We start from the raw sequence: 16,175 nt of genomic DNA on the forward strand, positions 1-16,175 counted from the left end.
TTTTCTTTTAATCCTTTTATTCAGAATACTCGGAAAGTGACAGAAGAGGGATATATATCTGTTCAAGTTTGTCCTGAACTTAGCTCTCGATTTATTAACCAACACAACATCAATGATGAAACTCTTTCCTTGGCTTAATTTTGCACACATTGTTGATTCTAGTGTCCTACCTAGAATCGCTAGGACTCAAATAGCTACTCATGGCAAGAGTGGCACATTAATCGACACAGCTATCAAATCTAATACTTTACGCAACGATTCCACAGATATCAATTGCCTCAAAACCTTTGATAGTGCTGTTCTTGCTTATCAGATGATGGGTCTTAGCAACTTTGAATGAACCGTAGGATGCAATCACCCGAATGGGTGAGGAACAAATCAACCGTTCAGGTGAACTGGGTGCAGGAAGTTAAGACAGATAAAAAATAAGACTCTATTACTCAAGAACACTAATTGCACTTTACTATAAATAAGGATAATCCTATGAAACTCTCTATCTTGATTGATTCTGTACTCATTGTTACTTCTATTGCTTTATTGCCTAGAATCGGTGGTACTCAAATAGCTACTAACAATAGTGGCGAACCTATAGCTATCAATTCTAACAATTCATCTAACGTCAGCTACCTCAAACCTTTTGATGCTGCACAGAGTAGTCTTAGCAGTAGCGCTTTGGTATCTCAATACCAAACAGGAAACCTGACTGGATTAAATGTGGTTAAGACTGCTGTTAACCCTAAAAAGTTACCAGCACAAGCTTTGAATGATAAAGGTTATCTAAACGCTGTCAAGTTGCAGTTGACATCAGACAACAGCACTAATGATTTATCTTACTAAGTACAGACTTACAGAGGTTCGTAATGGATTTATAAAATGCTGTACTATCATTTGGTTGTTTTGACAAGAAAATGCCTAACCGAGCAGGAAAAGCTGCTGTCTCCCCCTAATCACCATCTCATTTGCAAAAATTACTTTGACCCCTCCAACACCTTGGAGGGTTTTTAGTTGGTGCTACGGTTGCTACTTGCTCCAGCATCGTCTCATGCACAGTAGCACTAGAATGCTTTATGCCCCTACAACGGCGTGACTCATCACACTTTTAGAAAAAAGGGACGGGTCATAAATTATTTACTGTTCTATCAAATTAACGTTGTTAAGTTACTCAGCAGGTGTAGTTTTCACCTCCAGGCTGTGTTAGATATTGTGACGCGAAACAGGAGTATAGATACGTTGCTAAAGCTTTCTCCCGAATCTCCTCTATTTATTGTATTAATCATTATTAGTTTTCTAGTAGTAACTTTGTCAACTTGGTTATCATCCAAACCATTCATTTTAAAACCATTTGGAGTTAATGATATTGTCCAGTTACTCACATTACAATTATTTATTTCTTTGTTATTAGAGCGTTCTTTAGAAGTTTTTATAACTACTTGGCGTGGCCCATTTGTCGAACAATTAGATATTAATATTGAGCAAAAAAAGGCTCTACTGTCTGAAAAGATAAGACTTATGGAAGTTCAACAGAAGCAATTATTAGAATCTAATCAAATCAGCGGACTCCCGCCAGAAGGAATGAGTTTAGAACAGCAAATCATCCAAAATTTTACACAGAACCAACAAGAACCATTAAAAATTTTCCAGCCACAAATGGATGATATCAATGAAAAAGAGCGCCAAAAAACAGCCTATAAATCTGATACACGAACAATTGCTCTATGGACATCTCTTTTATTCGGTCTTTTAATGAGCGCAATAGGTATTCGCTCAATCGAACCACTTGTAGTTATTGATTTAGATAATCCCATACAAGTAATTATTTTCCGTTGTTTAGATGCATTGCTGACAGGAGGTTTAATTGCCGGAGGTAGTGAGGGAATTCATAAGCTTATAAAAGTTTTTATCGATTTTATGGAAGCTACATCTAAACAAATCAAAAATCAAGGCTCGTCTTGATGAAACTCTCAATGCAGGAGAATATTGCAAATATTATGAAATTATAGTAATATCTATTCTGTTTATTTTTAACTATTTTTCCACTGGAAATTTTGATAATAAAATTGACTCAGATATATAAAACGGGTCGCAAAATCACAGGGAATTTCAAGCAAAGAATAGAAATTGTATAAATGTAAATTCAGTACCAGTACAGCGATCGCGCCAATTTTTAGAACAAAAGAGAGCGACACTGAGCAGTACCTTAAAGTGGAGATCGCATACAAAAAAGCCCAGTCATCTCTAACTGGGCTTTTAGCTATCTCAATCAATTATTGAAAGTGAGTAGTTTCGCACTATGCAGCAGGTTGTTCTAGATTAACCTTGACAACTTTGTTCTTTTCTTGCTCGGTTTTAGGCAGTGTCAAATTCAAGATACCGTCTTTATAATCTGCGGTGACATTGGTATTTTGAACCCTAGCAGATAAAGGAATTACACGCTGGAACTTGCCGTAATAAAATTCACTCTTGGTAATACCCTTGTCTTGGGTTTTAGTTTCAGATTTGCGCTCACCGCTAATGTGAACAGCGTCTTGGGTGACTTGAATATCTAAATCTTTAGCTTCCAGTCCTGGCAGTTCTAGCTTGAGATGAATCGCATCATCAGTTTCGTGCAACTCAGCAGCCGGAACTCTGACAAAGCCTTTTTCAAGCCGTGCAGATGGGACTCTGGTATCTCCTAATAAGCCGTTGATGTGACGTTCTAAAGCGTTCAATTCTTGCCAGGGGTTGTAACGAACTAGTACCATAACTCTTTCTCGGAAAAATTCAGCTATTGTTTAATCGTTTTTGCACTTGGTTTTGTGCTTATGTATTCATAATAAGTATGGTTCCAACTCCTGTAAATTCGGTTATCATCACCTAATTAAATGATGATTACCGCACTTAATTAGACCTAAAAAAAGATTACGGTTTACTCTAATTTATTAGTTCGGTAAACCAGAATAAGAATTTTTAATATCAATAATCAACTACCTAATCTGCTGTTAAAGGAGATATGCAGTCAGGCGATCGCTTATATTTCCAAAACAACATTCAAGCTCTACTCGCCTCACCATCACACTATTCAATAAGCATTTCGATTTAGTCATCGGAAAACTATTAAGATGAAATACTCTCTACATCTTTGCAACTGCATTGAATACAAGTAACATCAAATGCTGAATTCATCCACTCATAACCGCAAGCACGACAATCACAGAAAATATTATTGCGATTGGGGTGTGGTCATTGTGCAGGAACTTACGGGAGAATAAATAAACTATTGCGCCGTGGTATTCCTAAAACTTTAGACTAGAATCCCCTAGCATAAAGGCAAGGGTGTTGACAAAGGATTTATGATTTTTGGCTGATCTCACCTGATAATTCAGGTTTTATAATTAAAGTTAAAGGGCTTAGAGTATTAAGCATAAATGAGGTTAAAAGCTGTGAAGAAAATAGTTGTTGCTACAATATTTAGCTTAATCGCTGGCTCAACGTCTTTACTTTTTCCCCAAGCCGCTAAAGCTGATAGGGTTGTTTACTGTCGTCCTGTTATTGATAATAGGGTACTCAACTCGTCGGCTAACCACCCCAATGCTTATACAAATGGTTTTCGAGAAGGACAACAAAGCGCTCGGAATAGAGAAACTTATAAACCTCGGACTGCGGGAGGCGAATTCGCTCGTGGTTTTCAGGATGGTTATTTGAATCTACCTTATGCTGGGCAAGAGAATGTTGTACCTAGAACAACTCAGATTTGTGATGATGATTACACCGTAGCGCCTTCTCCTGTTTACATCTACAACCCTTATCCCATCTATGTGTCACCCTATCCTACTTATGGCATCAACTTCGGATTTGGAAGAGGGTTCCACTTCGGATTTGGAGGAGGGTTCCACGGATGGGGTCACCATCGAAGATGGTAGGGGTGGAAAATTTCGTCAAAGAAAGTTTTCTGGGCTGAAGGATACTTTGTATTCACTTTCGGAAGTGATGAGTGAAAAATTCGAGATTATATCTGAAATGCGATCGCCCTTAGTTTTTAAAGACAAGCGATCGCACTGACAGCAGCTTTTAAGCAAACGTGAGTAGCATCTCGAAGATCGGAAAACTCAAGAGCGTAGTTTATCGCTCTCTGCATAACACTGCGCGGCAGTTGCTTTTCCCAAGGGGAGACGCTGCGCGAACAAGTCTCTTAACCGCAAGGGCGCACTGCCTTGTCTTTGTGGTTCGTTTATTTGGATAATTTATTTCTTGGAAATCCCTTATTTAATCCTCATTCCTTACCGCATAAAAGTTGAATTATCTAGATGAGATTAGTCAATGAGTTGTGGGGTGGGAATTTGCGTATCGATATCCGCTTGGGAAAAAGTGGGGAGCAACCAAGTACTCTCACCCGCCTTGAATACTTTGGCAGGTTCAACATTCAATTCAATTGCACCAGTAGCTGGATTGGTTCTAGCAAGAGACTGTGTGCCATCAACAAACTTAACGGCGATAGGTTGGGTCAGTTGTTGTGGTTGAGCGTTTGGGCCTAAAACCACTTGAGAACCTGCGGGTAAGTACATACCATCGCAATCCCAATCATCATCGGTGATTGTTCCTGCACCCAGAAAGTAGAGTTGAGTTGGAGATTTTTTTGGTTTATTGGCATAGACAGCCAAAGTCTTTCCAGTTTCATTACGGCACTGCGCCCGCTTTCTAGCTGTTTCTATGACATTTTTCTGAAACTGCAATTGTGCTAGTCGCTGCTGGAATTGCTCTGGTGTATAGCCAGCTTGCTCAGGTGTATTCTTGACAGTTAGAAGTTGATTGAGTGCCTGAGTTACCTCAGCATAGTCAGCCCCCTTAGTGAAATCCTTACCTGCCCAAGAGGGTTGAGCAATTAACAGATTCACCATCAATACGAGAGCGACAAGAACAAGTTTGAGAAACTGCATAAATTTCTCCTTTTTTTGAAATTAGTGTTTAGTACCACTGAAACTTTACCAGATTTCAAATCCTTGAAAATTTCGATCGCGATCGCACCACATACCCATAAGATTAATTAATAGCCCTATACAAGCTCTCCTCAATACCCACTAAAAGTTGGTAATAGTTAACTATTAACTGATGGCTGATATTAAACTCTTAACTGGGTGACGGCGATATTACCGGAAAAACATACATCTACATCGCTGCCAGGAGTGCGATCGCGTTTGCTATATTCTCCTACATAATAAAAATTATCGCCTTCAATTCGATAGTTCACGGGCAAAGGTTTGGTACAGGCTTGGCAAAATACCATCTCAGGATGTGGTTCTCCTGGTTGCAGATGCGGCAGATTCACATTCCAGAAGCTTCCTGGTTCTAGGGGACGCTTGAGTAAATCCGCTAAAACTTCAGCTGTGAATTTGGCAGCTAAATCCCAATCAAAATTCTGCTTGGCTTTGCGATAGTGGGAAATGGCAACTCCGGGAATACCGTGCATCGCGGCTTCTCGCACGGCGGCCACTGTGCCAGAAATATAGGCATCGACTCCCAAGTTTCCCCCAGCGTTGATACCTGAAAGTACAAAGTTGACATCTGCGTGAATTTGTGTTAGCGCAATTCTCACACAATCAGCGGGAGTCCCTGCGATCGCATACTCAGTCTCAGAACGTCGCTGGAGGTTGATAGCACGAGTAGTAGTAACTTGATGTCCACAGCCAGACTGATGATCGGCAGGAGCGGCGATAATAGAATTTTTGCCGTTTACAGCTTTGAGCAGCGCTTGGATACCAGGGGCATCAATGCCATCGTCGTTAGTTAAAAGTATAGTCATGTATATATGATATTGATTTAGCTAAAATATCAGAAAAATGCAGATATAAACCATCACATAGACATCTCTAGAAACTAAATATGCATTGTCTACAACTCTTGTAGAGAGCTAGCAGGATAACGTGTTGACATTCTTTTTCACTCAGATATCTAAAGCTACTCGCAGATATGAAAAAATATGGCGTTGCTGAACCAAAATATAAATCATGCGATATGATTTCTAGATGGTTTGCAAATTCCGCCCTCAGTATTTGGGTTAATTCCCAAAATGGGCGGTATTTCTTGTGACTAGTAAGAGGTTTAGCGTCAGGTGAATGCTTGCAACCGCCCTCAGAAGTTTGTGTAATCAAAAATCCCGTACAATATACATATTTGCTGAGAATATCAGAAATTTTACACTGAAGAAAATCGGGAACGAGGTGATTTTTGCAGTGGTTCTGTAGTATTTTTGGTGCAAGTCTGTCTTAGGGATCACACGATGAAACAGCTCCTCAAACAAGTTTTTAGCAGTCAAAAACACCTCATCCGGCTAATTCTACCTTTGGTGACGGTTATTTTCGCAGCCTCGCTGTTTACCACACCTGCTTTAGCCACAGGTGTGTATCAAATACCCAGCCTGACAGCAGGGAATGACACTTGGGTTTTGGATCAAGGTGAAGTCATCAGCCGTCTGAATGAAGGCAAGATTAGCAGCGCTTTTAAAGATTTGGCAAAGCAAACAGATAAGGAAGTCAGAATTGTTACTGTTCGCCGACTCGACTATGGCGAAACACCAGAAAGCTTTACTAAAGAACTGTTTGAAAAATGGTTTCCAACAAAAGCAGCCCAAGCCAATCAAACTTTATTGGTTATTGATACAGTTACCAATGGTACTGCCATTATTACTGGGGATCGAGTCAAGCCTTTGCTTACTGACTCTATTGCCGAGAGTGTAGCTACTGAAACAGTAAGTGTGCCGTTACGCAATGGTGACAAATACAACCAGGCATTTCTCGATGCCAGCGATCGCCTTGTCGCCGTTCTCTCTGGTAAAACCGATCCAGGCCCACCCCAAATAACTGACAATGTGCAGGTTGAAGGCACTTACAAGAAAGCAGAAGAAACCAATCAAGGTAATGCTACTGCTTGGGTAGTAGGATTGTTAATTGCTGCCACCGTTATCCCAATGGCAACTTACTATATCTATCAGATAAATCAGCCCTCTTCTAATGGGTAATTGTAGAGTGGGGAGTTAGGAGTTAGGAGTTAGGAGTTTCTAACTCTTAACTTTTAACTCCTCACTCCTAACTTTAATCTTGAACATACTCTTGCCCTGTAACTAAAGCTACCTCAGCCCGGACAAATTCTCTACCTAGATAAGCTGCATGATCTAATTGAGTTACAGGAGGGGGCTGAGTTTCTTCAAAAATCTTCACGCAAAGTTCTTTCGCCGTTCTGGCGCTAAAAACTGTTGTATGAGTTCGTTCTACCTTTTCTCGCGCCGGAATTACCTTTCCCGTTTCGGGATCGACAGCTAAACCGCGATCGTCAATCACATTTGTAAAATGCTTGGCATAAATTAACCCTGCGTCTCGATCTAAGTAAATAATGAAATATCCACCAGGATCGAGGTCAATATGACGCTGGGAAAGTTTATCATCAATTGCGGTTAAATCTTCAACTATTAAATCCATAAGCATTAGAAAAAGAAATTTTCTTTTTTCAGGGTTTTTACACTCTATATCAAGTGTAATTCGTCGTTCACCCTCTGCCTTGGCAAACTTTTAAGAATCTCGGTTACTAAATGGCAACTCTGCATTAATTGCCTCAATCTGCTGCTGTTCGAGTTGATTCACTTCTTTAATATAGGGAAGTAAAATTTTTCCTAAACGATTATTGTAAAAGCGATGCAGACTGTGATTGGGCATAGCGGGGAAACCGCGCCGTTTTTTGTGACGCCCACCCGCGCCAGGGTCAAAAATTTGGATATTGTTAGCGATCGCCCACTCAATCGGCGCATAATAGCAAGCATCAAAATGTAAGCAATCTATTTCTTGAAAACTTCCCCAATAGCGTCCATAGAGTTTGTCATCTTTAAATAAACAAAAAGACATTCCTAAAGGATGAGAATTATCTTCCTCGCTATATGCAGCAACAAACAAGACTCGATGGCGATAATCGGTGTGTAGCTGCTCAAAAAATCTTTGCGTGAGATACTTGCTACCCCACCAGCCAAACTTATCACAGGTATCAGCATAGAATTGGTGCATCAAGGGAAACAAAGACTGAGGAATTCGATCCCCACTTAGTGGTTGCAATCGTAAACCTGCTTTCTCCACAGCTTTGCGTTCCCGCTTGATATTACGCCGTTGATTGGCATTAAACACCTTCAAGTAATCATCAAAAGTTTTAAAATCAGCATTTTCCCAGATATAGCTGTGGTGCAGCCAAGTTGTAAAGCCATGCCGTTCTAACATCGGACGCCATTGGGGATCGACGTAGAGAAAATGACACCCAGAAATCCGATTTTTGGAGCAAAAAGTGTCAATTTCATGCACTATCAGCGCTGTGATTTCATCCTCGTCTTCTCCTGGGGCGATTAAGAAGCGATAACCTTCTGCTGGGGTAAATGGTGTCATTCCCAGCAATTTTGGGTAATATTGGACTCCGATGCGATCGGCTAACTCTGCCCATTGATGATCGAAAACAAATTCACCAGAACTATGTCCTTTAAGATAAAGTGGCGCAGCAGCAATCAGCGTTTTATCTCGCCACAATGTCAAGTGATTTGGCAACCAACCAGTTTTAGCCGTAACACTCTGGGAAGTTTCGAGATTATTCAGCCACTCCCATTCTAAAAATGGCGTTTTGAGTGGCATTGCCAAAGCATTCCAGGCATTTTGGGGTACTTCAGCAATTTTGTTCGTCCAAACGACAGAATAGCGAGGCTTAAGTTGTTCCACCATCTTAGAGGAGTAGGGAGTAGGGAGTAGGGAGCGGGGGAGTAAGAATTTTAGATTTTAGATTTTGGATTTTAGATTGAAATTTAATCCAAAATCTAAAATCCAAAATCCAAAATTGAATTGCCCAATGCCCAATAAATAACTTAACTTAGCGTAATCTAATCTGCTGGTCGTTGCAGGCGATAGTGCAAAAACACCTCTTGCTCAACTGTATGAACTTCTATGAGTTGTAACTTAGGAGCCAAATCAGGTAAAAATCCTTTCCCTTCAACGGGTGTGGGTGCAGTATTACCACCTAAAATCAGCGGACAGACAGTTAGCCATAATTCATCAATTAAGTCTAATTCCACCAAAGAAGCGACTAATTCACCTCCACCCAAGATCGCCAAGCGTGTTATATGTAGAGTGGCTAGATACTTCAAAGCTGCGATAATGTCAATTTCTCGCGTTGGTGTTTCAAAAACCAGAATTTTCTCAAATTCTGGAGGGTACTCCTGTACTTTGATTCCCAGAGTTGAGTGAAGCGTCTGTAAGCGTTCTTTCCACGAAAATTCCCCTGCTGTTGTGGTGAGTAGCCAGCGTCTAACTGGTTGCTTAAAAAAGTGAATTTCCGGATTAAGCTTTGCAGAGTTTGTAATCACTATATGAACTGGTTGCTGAGGCTTCCCTCCTTGCGCCCGGAGTTGCACTAGAGTTGGATCGGTTACAGTAAGTGTTGTTCCATAAGCATCCAGAGTCCTAGCACCGAACAAAACGGCATCAGAGGCAGCAATTTGTTTTTCTAAGTGCGCTTTATCAACCCTTGAGCCAAACCGAGCAGGCGATCGCTTAAAATCTGCTATCTTGCCATCTGCACTCATTGCTAAAACAACTGTAGTATGAGGACGATGTTGCAACATTAAATTGATTTGATAGTTTTAATATTTACTTTAGTCGTATGTAGATTTTCAAAAAACCATACCTGCAAGCTACTGTTTGATATTTCACCACTGTATTGATATGCAACACAAATCGCTTCTACATCTAGCATATACGAGTTTTGGTATACCACGTTTCTTTTTGAATTATAGCAATTTGTTATTTTTAAACATTGAAAATAAAATTCTGATAATTTAATAAAATGTCTCATCTAGCTAGTTTAATTGCATATCTTTGGTGTTGTAGATTGCAGGTGCAAAGTGAGACACTTGATGACTAATTCCCGCCAATCTTCCTTCCGTCGAATTTTAGTAACGAGAATTTTGCTGCTGTTTGTTCCAGTTTTACTTGTAGGGGAACTTGTTGCCTTGAATAAGGCACGTACTAGTATATTGAGAACTGCACGGCAAAACTTAACAGAAAGCGCCATCAGTAAAGGGGAGAGAATTGGTGATGCGATCGCAATCTTAAAAGCTAATTTGCAGAGTGTAAGCAAAACAACGGTGATTCCATCGGATTCGCCTATACAAGAGCAAGAAATTCTCACACAGTTAAGGCAACAACTTCCAGCTAGTATTGAGTGCATCCAATTAACAAATCTCCAAAGCCACAAAATAATTGCCAGTAGCTGTGGGGATCGAGAAATTGGCGAATTGAGATTACCTTTCCCTAGTGAGGGAATTGATGTCAAAGCAATCTTACCGCCAAAAGCAGGAATGACTGGAAAAAGAAACACACAAAATCAGCAACTGCAACTAGTTTTATCTGCACCAGTATTTGATAGCCGAAGAAATTCAGTTTACAGCTTAAGTATTCAATCTGCATTATCCCAACAAACCAAAAATCCGCCGGGATCGCTCACGGGCGCTATGGTAGTGATTGCTGAAGATGGCACAATTTTGGCACACCCATTGACAGATTGGGTGGGAACTAACATCAATCAGCACCCTCATGCTTCCCAAATCAAAAGCATAATTAAAAATGCAATTACGGGACAAAACGATTCGATAAATTTATCTTTTACCGAAGGAAAAGAATTAGTCGCTGGTTATACAGCAATTCCAAATCCACTCACTCAACAGCAGCAGCAAAAATGGATAGTTTTAGCTGTTACTAGCGTCGATAATGCGCTTTTTGGTTTAGAGGAAATCAAATTAATTCTGATCGTTTTGACAGTTGGTTTGATTGGCGCAAGTTTGTTAGCATCCTTATATTTAGCTCCTTACTTGGCCCGTCCTGTAGAAGAATTGCGAGACTATGCTCTCAATATTCACTCTCACCATGCCGCACAACCAGTTCCGCACAATTTTAAAATTCGGGAATTCAATCAACTGGCTCAAGCATTAGACCAAATGGTAGAACGGTTGAAAGCGGGATCGGAAGAATTAGAAATAGCTTGGAAAGAAGCAAAAAGCGCTAACCAAATTAAAAGCCAGTTTTTGGCTACGACTTCCCATGAATTGAGAAACCCATTAAATATTATTATTAACTGTATTCGTCTGGTTGAAGAAGGTTTATGTGATGACCGGGAAGAAGAAATGGAGTTTCTCAAACGTGCCGATGAAACAACGATTCACTTGTTAGGTATTATTAATGATTTACTCGACATTTCTAAAATTGAAGCAGGTAAGCTTTCAGTTGTTTCCACACCAATTGACCTCCGACAACTATTGTTAGAGGTAATTAATTTACAATCAGTTAATGTCCAGCAAAAGGGCTTGCAATTGAAATGTGAGTTAACTTCCAAAGCGATCCCAATTAAGGCAGACGCGGGAAAACTGAAGCAAGTGCTGATTAATGTTATCGGCAACGCCACCAAGTTCACCGACACCGGGAGCATCACCATTGCAACAGAAATCCAATCTACTAATGGTAAATCTCAGGTGGTAGTAGCTGTGAAAGATACAGGTATAGGTATCGATCCGACTCAACAGCACAAATTATTTCGCCCCTTTGTAATGGTGAATGGCACTACAACACGCCAGTTTGAAGGTACTGGACTGGGACTAGCGATTTCACGAAACTTAATCGAACTCATGGGAGGTAGCATTACTCTTGAGAGTGCGGGACTTCATCAAGGTACGACATTGAAAATTACCTTACCTTTGATTGATATCTCGCTGTTAGCTATTCCAAATAAAGAAACAAATGTCGGGGATCTTGGATTCTCCTCTGGGAATGAGCCAGTAAAAGCAAGCCGCTATCCCAGCCTACAGGAGTCTGGAGGAAGTTCCTCTTTGGGGATCAACAAATCTGTAAAAGTAGAGCTAGACAAAGAAAAGCTCCCGAAGTCCCAGTTGCTCTTTGGAAATGAGACTTGCGAGATTCGTCTTTCGCCCTTACAAACTATCTTGGTAAGTCTTCCAAAAGGAGGAGTTTGTGCAAATGGGACTTTCAAGACGTAATTTAGTCAAAAGTCCATATTCATCACTACTCCTGAGACTTTTGCTCCTTGACGATGCGATCGCTCAAAAAAACAGGTTTACCACCTTGACTAAGAGATAATGTTAGAGCAGCAAGAATTTCTACTAACTCAGTGCCAACCCACCCAGACGAAACCTCTGAGGGAGTATTGTTAAGAATTGAGACAACAAAGGAGGAGCAAACCCGCCCCAATGGTTCTCCTGGCTCTAATTCCAGCACTATCTGCCTCTGATTAACAGGAATAAATTGATTCCCCTGCTGTTCAAACTCTCCATGCAGCAGGGTTAAAGGTGATGATATTGACATTTCATCAAAAATCAAACTACCAAGGCTACCTACAATCCCCAGTCGTCTCTGTTTATCAGAATTTAGCCAACACAAATGAATATAAGCTTGAAAGCCATCTGGGTATGTGAGTGTTAGCCATACTAAATCAGCCAAACCTTGAGACAGAGGAAAATTTATATCTTTCTTCCCCTCTGCTTCCCTGCTCCCCTGCTCCCCTGCTCCCTGTAGCCACACCGTACCCGTTGCTTGTACTTTCACAGGAATCTGCCCCAGCCAAGCGTTAAAGATAGCAATATCGTGAATAGCTAAGTCCCAAAGCGCATCAACATCTTGGCGGACAGGCCCCAAATGGGTGCGCGTTGCGTAACCATAGCGTAAATCACCTAATTTCCCCGTTTGTACTACAGTTTTTCCACGCTCAACTGCTGGGTGAAATAAATAGGTATGGTCAACCATGAGTATTAAATGATGCTGCTCTGCCAACTGGCAAAGTTCCCGACATTCTGCGGGGTTAAGAGTTAGGGGCTTTTCAGCCAAAACATGGTATCCCTGTTGGAGAGCGTCTTTGATTAAAGCATAGTGGGTGGTAGCTGGAGTAGCGATCGCCACTCCTGTCAACCCTGGCACTGTCTTTAAATCCTGCCATTGGGTTTTTAATAATACATTCCCGTCTAAGTTAAACTGCTGCTTGACCGCCGCTAATCGTTCTGGATGGGGGTCTACTACAGCAACTACATTTACTTGAGGATGTGCTAAAAAATTCCGCAGCAGATGCACTCCCCAACGCCCAACTCCGATGACAGCAATATTAATTTTATTTGTCATTTGTCATTTGTCATTTGTCATTTATCATTTGTCATTTGTCATTTGTATACAAAGGACGAGGGACAAATGACCACTGACAATCAACTGATTATCGACTAATCGCCCTTCTTTTAAGCTCAGGGTATTTGCGGGTTAGAAATTGCTAAAAAAGCTACTTTAGCTGCGGCTTGTTCTGCGGTTTTGATTGAGCGTCCTTTACCTTGTCCAAGCATCTTTCCGTGCAGCCACACTTCAGCCAGGAAACGTTCTTGATTGCGATGCGGTTGAGTGATTTCCACAACCCGATACTCTGGTAAAACTTTAAATTGCGCCTGAGTCCATTCTTGGAGAGCAGCTTTGTAATTAAGTCTGGCGGGATCGAGGCGAATTTCTGTTGCTAATTGGTGAAAGTGGGGATCTAGCCAAGAGCGAATCAATTCTAGATTTTGAGTACTTAAGTAAAGGGCACCCAAAACTGCTTCAAAAGCATCTGCCAATCGTGACTCTAGACCAACTTTATCGGCGGTAGCACTGCCAGCGACTAGTAAGTATAACTCCAAACCATAAACTCTGGCCAATTGGGCGAGAATGCGATCGCTTACCAATACCGAACGAATTGCTGCAAAATCCCCTACTGGACAATCGGGATAATTTTCCCATAACACAACAGCCGACACCAGCCGCACCACTGCATCGCCAACAAACTCTAGCTGTTCATAATTTGCCGAATCAGAGACAGTGGGATGAGTTAGCGCTAAATCCAACAGTTCCCACTTTATAGGTGCTTCTAGCGACAAACCAAATTTTTGGACTAAACTTTCAAGTTGCCGTTGACGGCGTGGATAGGCAAGGGGCATTACATGATAAGGGGAAGGGGGCAGGGGGCAGGGGGCGGAGGGGCAGAGGAGGCAGGGGAGGCAGGGGAGGCAGGGGAAGGTAACTAGCTATCTATACTTATATATCTAAATCTCTTGGACTATTACTCTAACAACTTTTTGCTACTTCTCTCTATCTAGCTTCTCTTGGATAGCTTGACGGCAAAATTCAGGAGGATCGTCTTTAGCTTTTACCTCTTCCTTCATTTCTTTGGTGACACGCAAATGTAGATATTCAGTTAATGGTCGTTCTCTATCTGTGGTGAATGGCTTTAAGTTATCTGGATTACCTTTATTTTTAGACATTGTATAGAAATACAAATAAACTTATTCTCCACGTGTATATCAGTGGATAATCTTAAATCGATGGGCATCTTAGCCTGAGAAACTTGTTGCCCACCGATTCCCACTTTTACAAGAGGTAACTCTATTTTATGTTTACGCGCACAGAATTAGAAGTTAAAAGCTTGAGAGCGTTACGCGATTTATGTCTGATACAGTACGGCATCCAAGCAATAGGAAACCCTGCTGATAAAGCATCATACATTAATGCACTCCTAACTTTCCCTGTTATAGCCTGCAAGCAAGTATCGGAGAATAAAGGATTGAAGTCTCCTATGCTTTCTCAAGTAGAAACGCTAGAAGCGACACTAGAAGCTATGGGAACACCGACACCAGAGCAGTCAGCATTGCTCAAGGTGACGATGGAGGGAAGGAAGTTAGAGTACCCTGCACGTTACAGTCAAGAGAAACTGTTTGGACTCTATCGGGTTAAATGGCATTTGGATACAGCATTAGAGATATTGGGAATGCTTTAAATGCTTTAGATGATAAATTAGCGATGTCTACGACGAGCTTCTCTACGAGACGCTACGCGTAGCAAGATCCCAAAGGGTACGCTTACGCACAAAACCCGTACAAAAAATAATAGAGTACAAACCGTGAAAGGTTCATACTCCATTAAAGGGGAGAGAGCAGGACATAAGCCGGGTTCTGTTCTCTTGCGAGGGCAGTTATCTATCTGGGACGTTTGTTACCAAACGCCTCAAGCGGCTCTCATTGAGCGGAACTGGTAAAAGACCAACCGTAGTTCCTATCGCCTTGCTCCCAACCGGGGTTTACCGAGCCAGCACCTCTCGATACTGCTGGTGCGCTCTTACCGCACCTTTGCACCCTTACCAAACAATTTTGAATTTTGGATTTTGGATTTTAGATTCAATCCAAAATTTAAAATCTAAAATCCAAAATTGATTGGCGGTATCTTTCTGTGGCACTATCCTCACGATCGCTCGCACTGGACGTTATCCAGCAAGTTTGGTCTTTCGGGAGTCCGGACTTTCCTCAAACCAGTAACTATGACCGATCTGCAACCGCCTGCGCCTACTCTCTCCTTAAATCCAGTGTACCCGGTTAACACAAGGGGTTGACAGGTTATTACTTTTTTTTATTCCAGGGTAGAGCGTAAGTCCAAGGTAGTTTCCTGACTGTGAAAGGACAATTGATAATGCTAATGGGAGGAAAATCACGACCTGGAGCTAGACCTAGACGCACTTCAGATATTCTCAACACTAATTGCAGAGAAAAATCCAACTCTTTTTTTCTGTTAATAAAATCGTTGTACAACTTTTTTTGCCCTTTTTGTAGCCCATTGATATCAATTAATGGTTTTTTTGCTAAATAGGTTCCAGCTACTTGATCGCGCTGGAAAACATCTTCTGCTGTCACTGTTTCAGAAAGTGTTTTCTTGGGAGCAATCAGGCTAGGACTTTGGGGTACTGCTAAGTCGCGGGTTAAGTCTGGTGATTTCCGAATTACGCGGCGCGATTGCTTACTATGTTCAACAACTAAAGAACTATTGTCCCAGTCAACGTATACAGCAACATTATCTGATTTATTTTCAATGCTAATTCCTAAATCTTTCAAATCGTCAATTGGGTATGAAGATTTGAGTTTAAAGGAAATTCCAATTTTATCGTCGAGATTTTGTTCTTTGAGTTGTTCGTCAACAGTTCCTTTTTTAAACTCAAATTTTACTTGATCATCGATGGATTCAATCATGCGGTTGAAAACATAAGAGACACCGATAATATAAATCGTCAAAACTACTAAATTTTGGTCGCTACTCCTCATAACTCAAAAATCTTAACTC

General features: G+C 41.1%; 17 protein-coding genes and 1 other RNA gene. 7 read left to right on the forward strand and 11 right to left on the reverse strand.

Features of this window, described 5'->3' with window-relative positions:
- Positions 1-112: 112 nt before the first annotated feature.
- The 3 genes from RMX89_RS24040 (at position 113) to RMX89_RS24050 (ending at position 1,953) form a co-directional block, all read left to right on the forward strand.
- Positions 113-340: a hypothetical protein gene (locus RMX89_RS24040; RefSeq protein ID WP_322670333.1), complete on the forward strand. Its 228-nt coding sequence runs from the start codon at positions 113-115 to the stop codon at positions 338-340.
- 143 nt (positions 341-483) lie between these two features.
- On the forward strand, positions 484-837 hold the full coding sequence (locus RMX89_RS24045) for a hypothetical protein (RefSeq protein WP_322690723.1): 354 nt from the start codon (positions 484-486) through the stop codon (positions 835-837).
- Positions 838-1,230: 393 nt separating this feature from the next.
- On the forward strand, positions 1,231-1,953 hold the full coding sequence (locus RMX89_RS24050) for a hypothetical protein (RefSeq protein WP_322690724.1): 723 nt from the start codon (positions 1,231-1,233) through the stop codon (positions 1,951-1,953).
- 335 nt (positions 1,954-2,288) lie between these two features.
- On the opposite strand, the gene RMX89_RS24055 is transcribed toward RMX89_RS24050, so the two are convergent.
- The gene (locus RMX89_RS24055; protein WP_322686403.1) at positions 2,289-2,741 is read right to left on the reverse strand and encodes an Hsp20/alpha crystallin family protein; all 453 of its coding nucleotides are present in this window, start codon (positions 2,739-2,741) and stop codon (positions 2,289-2,291) included.
- A gap of 678 nt (positions 2,742-3,419) precedes the next feature.
- On the opposite strand from RMX89_RS24055, the gene RMX89_RS24060 reads away from it, so the two are divergent.
- Positions 3,420-3,899 carry a hypothetical protein gene (locus RMX89_RS24060; RefSeq protein WP_322690725.1) on the forward strand — a complete coding sequence of 160 codons (480 nt, stop codon included), beginning with the start codon at positions 3,420-3,422 and terminating at the stop codon, positions 3,897-3,899.
- 390 nt (positions 3,900-4,289) lie between these two features.
- On the opposite strand, the gene RMX89_RS24065 is transcribed toward RMX89_RS24060, so the two are convergent.
- A complete protein-coding gene (locus RMX89_RS24065) occupies positions 4,290-4,913 on the reverse strand; it encodes a hypothetical protein (RefSeq protein ID WP_322690726.1) in 624 nt (207 codons plus the stop codon).
- A 182-nt stretch (positions 4,914-5,095) separates the two neighbouring features.
- On the reverse strand, positions 5,096-5,776 hold the full coding sequence (gene surE / locus RMX89_RS24070; RefSeq protein WP_322690727.1) for a 5'/3'-nucleotidase SurE: 681 nt from the start codon (positions 5,774-5,776) through the stop codon (positions 5,096-5,098).
- Positions 5,777-6,253: 477 nt separating this feature from the next.
- Between surE and psb32 the strand changes: the two genes are divergently transcribed.
- A complete protein-coding gene (gene psb32, locus RMX89_RS24075; protein WP_322690728.1) occupies positions 6,254-6,991 on the forward strand; it encodes a photosystem II repair protein Psb32 in 738 nt (245 codons plus the stop codon).
- A 73-nt stretch (positions 6,992-7,064) separates the two neighbouring features.
- Here the strand turns inward: psb32 and RMX89_RS24080 are convergent, their stop codons facing one another.
- The 3 genes from RMX89_RS24080 to RMX89_RS24090 all read right to left on the reverse strand — a co-directional run bounded on the left by RMX89_RS24080 (position 7,065) and on the right by RMX89_RS24090 (position 9,616).
- Positions 7,065-7,448 carry a DUF4346 domain-containing protein gene (locus tag RMX89_RS24080; protein WP_322686399.1) on the reverse strand — a complete coding sequence of 128 codons (384 nt, stop codon included), beginning with the start codon at positions 7,446-7,448 and terminating at the stop codon, positions 7,065-7,067.
- A gap of 90 nt (positions 7,449-7,538) precedes the next feature.
- Positions 7,539-8,720 carry a GNAT family N-acetyltransferase gene (locus tag RMX89_RS24085; RefSeq protein WP_322690729.1) on the reverse strand — a complete coding sequence of 394 codons (1,182 nt, stop codon included), beginning with the start codon at positions 8,718-8,720 and terminating at the stop codon, positions 7,539-7,541.
- 155 nt (positions 8,721-8,875) lie between these two features.
- Complete coding sequence (locus RMX89_RS24090; RefSeq protein WP_322686397.1) at positions 8,876-9,616, reverse strand: RibD family protein; 741 nt, start codon at positions 9,614-9,616, stop codon at positions 8,876-8,878.
- A gap of 291 nt (positions 9,617-9,907) precedes the next feature.
- On the opposite strand from RMX89_RS24090, the gene RMX89_RS24095 reads away from it, so the two are divergent.
- Positions 9,908-12,040 (forward strand): sensor histidine kinase, encoded by a 2,133-nt coding sequence (locus tag RMX89_RS24095; protein WP_322690730.1) that lies wholly within the window; start codon positions 9,908-9,910, stop codon positions 12,038-12,040.
- Between the two features lie 25 nt (positions 12,041-12,065).
- On the opposite strand, the gene RMX89_RS24100 is transcribed toward RMX89_RS24095, so the two are convergent.
- The 3 genes from RMX89_RS24100 to RMX89_RS24110 all read right to left on the reverse strand — a co-directional run bounded on the left by RMX89_RS24100 (position 12,066) and on the right by RMX89_RS24110 (position 14,332).
- On the reverse strand, positions 12,066-13,172 hold the full coding sequence (locus tag RMX89_RS24100) for a Gfo/Idh/MocA family oxidoreductase (protein ID WP_322690731.1): 1,107 nt from the start codon (positions 13,170-13,172) through the stop codon (positions 12,066-12,068).
- A 116-nt stretch (positions 13,173-13,288) separates the two neighbouring features.
- Entirely contained in the window at positions 13,289-14,008 is a 720-nt protein-coding gene (rnc, locus tag RMX89_RS24105; RefSeq protein ID WP_322686394.1) for a ribonuclease III, read from the reverse strand.
- Between the two features lie 141 nt (positions 14,009-14,149).
- The gene (locus RMX89_RS24110) at positions 14,150-14,332 is read right to left on the reverse strand and encodes a hypothetical protein (protein WP_099104126.1); all 183 of its coding nucleotides are present in this window, start codon (positions 14,330-14,332) and stop codon (positions 14,150-14,152) included.
- Positions 14,333-14,460: 128 nt separating this feature from the next.
- Between RMX89_RS24110 and RMX89_RS24115 the strand changes: the two genes are divergently transcribed.
- Positions 14,461-14,844 (forward strand): hypothetical protein, encoded by a 384-nt coding sequence (locus RMX89_RS24115; RefSeq protein WP_322686393.1) that lies wholly within the window; start codon positions 14,461-14,463, stop codon positions 14,842-14,844.
- A gap of 148 nt (positions 14,845-14,992) precedes the next feature.
- Here the strand turns inward: RMX89_RS24115 and rnpB are convergent.
- Positions 14,993-15,414, reverse strand: an RNA gene (rnpB, locus tag RMX89_RS24120) — RNase P RNA component class A.
- 46 nt (positions 15,415-15,460) lie between these two features.
- Complete coding sequence (locus RMX89_RS24125) at positions 15,461-16,156, reverse strand: hypothetical protein (protein ID WP_322670351.1); 696 nt, start codon at positions 16,154-16,156, stop codon at positions 15,461-15,463.
- Positions 16,157-16,175 lie beyond the last annotated feature (19 nt).

This window comes from Nostoc sp. DedSLP04 (genome assembly GCF_034530775.1).
In the GTDB taxonomy this organism is placed as follows: domain Bacteria; phylum Cyanobacteriota; class Cyanobacteriia; order Cyanobacteriales; family Nostocaceae; genus Nostoc.